Origin of the sequence: Collinsella sp. TF09-1AT, assembly GCF_003436895.1 — a bacterium.
GTDB lineage: Bacteria > Actinomycetota > Coriobacteriia > Coriobacteriales > Coriobacteriaceae > Collinsella.
In genome coordinates this window covers 1-2,479 of the sequence record NZ_QSRC01000015.1, presented here as the reverse complement: position 1 = coordinate 2,479, position 2,479 = coordinate 1, and the positions used below count along the sequence as shown (strand labels likewise).

Below are 2,479 nucleotides of genomic sequence, written 5' to 3'. Positions count from 1 at the left end.
TGGTCGAAGTGCATGATCTCGATCTTCTCGGTCTCCTTCATTCCCGCTCCTTTCACGAGCAGTTTGAATTGTCACACGGCCCGGACGGGCTTGCCGTCCCGCCGCACCGCCTAACCTTGTGGTCATCTTGGCCCCAAGCTCAACAATTCAAAGGTTCTTAATACCAGTGAACGATTACAGGTTAGCCGTTTTTAATACCGATTTTTCGATTTCATCCTCCTCTCTCGGTAGACGGTCAGTTTTTGCCGCCCATCGGTCAAGCGACATATGGCCATAAAAGACGAGCGCCCTGCCGTACACAAGGACGCTCTGAACACTAATAGTTGTAGGTATATCCGCCGGCATCGCCGCGGGTAAAAGACTTGGCACACTCGATAACCTGTCCACTCGAGTCATAGGTCAGGCATTCCAGCACGAGGGCCAGGTCGCCCGGCTCAAGATCGAGCAAACTCGCATCGCGTGCGCCCAGCGCCTCAATATCGAGCTTCTCAATCGATTTATCTGGCTTTCGGCCCAACATGTCATAGGTCTCATACAGGCTGAAAACCGATATGTCCACGTCTTCGATGCCAGGGAACAGCAGACACGGGATCAGCGTCATCTCGATCGACACGGGTTCACCATCAATGCAGTTAAGACGGCGCACCGAGTAGAGCAGATCGTCCTCGCCGATACCAAACAAGTCGGCATAATACGGGCCGGCATAGCGTTTGGAGCGCGCCAGGATGCGCACCGACGGCGTCGCGCCCGAAGCTAAAACCGACTGACGGAAGCCGCCCTTGCGAGCGTGCTCGTCAAACCACTTGTGCCCCACAAAGGCGCCCTTGCCCTGCACGCGACGAATCTGGCCACTTTTGACCAGCTCATCCATGGCGCTGCGGATGGTCAGGCGCGTCGTGCCAAACTCCTCGGCCAGCTCATTTTCGGACGGAATCATCGAGCCCGTCGGATAGTCACCGCGCTCGATTCGCTCCGCAATGCAGCGGCGAATTTGCTTGTAAACCGGCAAGTCTTCTACTGCCTCAGCCATTCGACACCCACCTTCGTCGCAACGCCGTCTGCCTCACCGTTATCGGCAAATCGATACTTGGTCGGCAGGGTCACGGACTTGCAATACTCGACAAAGCCATCGTTCTCATCGCGCTCGTGCGAAGCCTTATAAAACACCGGGGCGCCCTCCTGGGCATCCAGCAACTTGGCCTCGTCGGCGTTCAGACGGCTGATGGAAATATGCTCCTTGCCGTGCGACACGCGGACATTCCCCTCTTTGAGCAAAACGTCGTAGAGGCTCTCCTGCTCGAAATCGTGATCGGGAAGCGAGGGACACAAAGACAGATTGACGTATGCCGTCTCGATCGACGCCGGGGAACCATTGACCACGCGCACGCGCCGAATGCAGAAGAGCGGCATGCCCAGCTCGATTTGGGCCTTTTGGGCCAGGTCGATATCGGCGTACACGACCTTGGAGCATACCAGGCGTGCGGTTGACTTTGAGCCGACCCTCTCCACCGCCTGCGTATAGTTCCACGTTTCCTGAAAGATGTTCAGCGGCTTGGGCGGGCACACATAGGTGCCCGAACCGCGGCGGCTTTCCAAGGTTCCGCACGAAATGAGACGCGTGATCGCAGCGCGCAACGCCGTGCGGGACACGCCCAGCTCTTCACAGAGCACGCGCTCGGCGGGCAGCCGGTCGCCACCCTGCAGGTCATAATGTTTGATATACCAAAGAATGCCCTCAAAGGCGCGATCTTTGGGCGGAATCGCATATGGTTCACTCGACATGGGTAAGGCTCCTCGACCGCTTGATGCTGCGGGCATCATTGCTCCGAACGCCCCATGGCGTCGAAGGCTTCTTTGATCTGTTCCGCAACGTTCCGATACGACCGATATAGGCCGCAGTCTCGCTTGACTTCGCCCGCAGTCACAGGAATCTCAAGCTTCGAAATCTCATCCTCGCCGGTTTGCACGGCAACGACGACACCCATACCAAGGCACATGTTACGCTTGGCGGCATTGTTTTTGGTAGCCTGAGCTGGGTTAATCAAAATCTGCTGAGCGAGCTCTCGATTGCTGAGCTGCGGCACATCCTCGGGATTTCCGGTCTCGACAATCTCGCATTGCAGCACATCCGCGTAGTCAAAAATCCTCGGGGTCGCGCCGCGCTGATGCACGGCCCACTTGCGACGCGTGGCATCCTGGTAGATAGCCGGCAAAAACGTAAAGCGCGGCGGGTCCAAAATCGTGTCCGTGATGGTAAACACATCGGGATCAAAGGCATCCTGCGGGTTTTTCTTCTTGAACAGCCCCATATCAGACTCCCGTACTAACACTTAACAACTCGAGTTAAATATAGCACCAATTTCAAGTCGCCGCTTTAGCGCATCGGTGCATGGCATCTATAGCTCGCTCAGCGGGAAATACACAGACGAGACCCGGGGCGGGGTGCTTGGTTTTGAGAAGTGGGCTTCGCGAACTTCCA

General features: G+C 56.6%; 3 protein-coding genes. All 3 read right to left on the bottom strand.

Annotated features, from left to right (window positions below):
- Positions 1-316: 316 nt before the first annotated feature.
- Genes DXC90_RS09400 through DXC90_RS09390 form a run of 3 tightly spaced genes read right to left on the bottom strand, consistent with a single transcriptional unit; the run spans position 317 to position 2,309 of the window.
- Positions 317-1,030 (bottom strand): GntR family transcriptional regulator, encoded by a 714-nt coding sequence (locus DXC90_RS09400; protein WP_055252186.1) that lies wholly within the window; start codon positions 1,028-1,030, stop codon positions 317-319.
- Complete coding sequence (locus DXC90_RS09395) at positions 1,015-1,782, bottom strand: GntR family transcriptional regulator (protein WP_055252185.1); 768 nt, start codon at positions 1,780-1,782, stop codon at positions 1,015-1,017. Before DXC90_RS09395 ends, DXC90_RS09400 begins: the two co-directional genes overlap by 16 nt.
- A gap of 35 nt (positions 1,783-1,817) precedes the next feature.
- Positions 1,818-2,309 carry a hypothetical protein gene (locus DXC90_RS09390; RefSeq protein WP_117636071.1) on the bottom strand — a complete coding sequence of 164 codons (492 nt, stop codon included), beginning with the start codon at positions 2,307-2,309 and terminating at the stop codon, positions 1,818-1,820.
- Positions 2,310-2,479: the final 170 nt, after the last annotated feature.

What these genes read in the sequence shown, in the direction of transcription:
- DXC90_RS09400 (WP_055252186.1), bottom strand. Translation starts at nt 1,030, where the DNA reads ATGGCTGAGGCAGTAGAAGACTTGCCGGTTTACAAGCAAATTCGCCGC.
- DXC90_RS09395 (WP_055252185.1), bottom strand. Translation starts at nt 1,782, where the DNA reads ATGTCGAGTGAACCATATGCGATTCCGCCCAAAGATCGCGCCTTTGAG.
- DXC90_RS09390 (WP_117636071.1), bottom strand. Translation starts at nt 2,309, where the DNA reads ATGGGGCTGTTCAAGAAGAAAAACCCGCAGGATGCCTTTGATCCCGAT.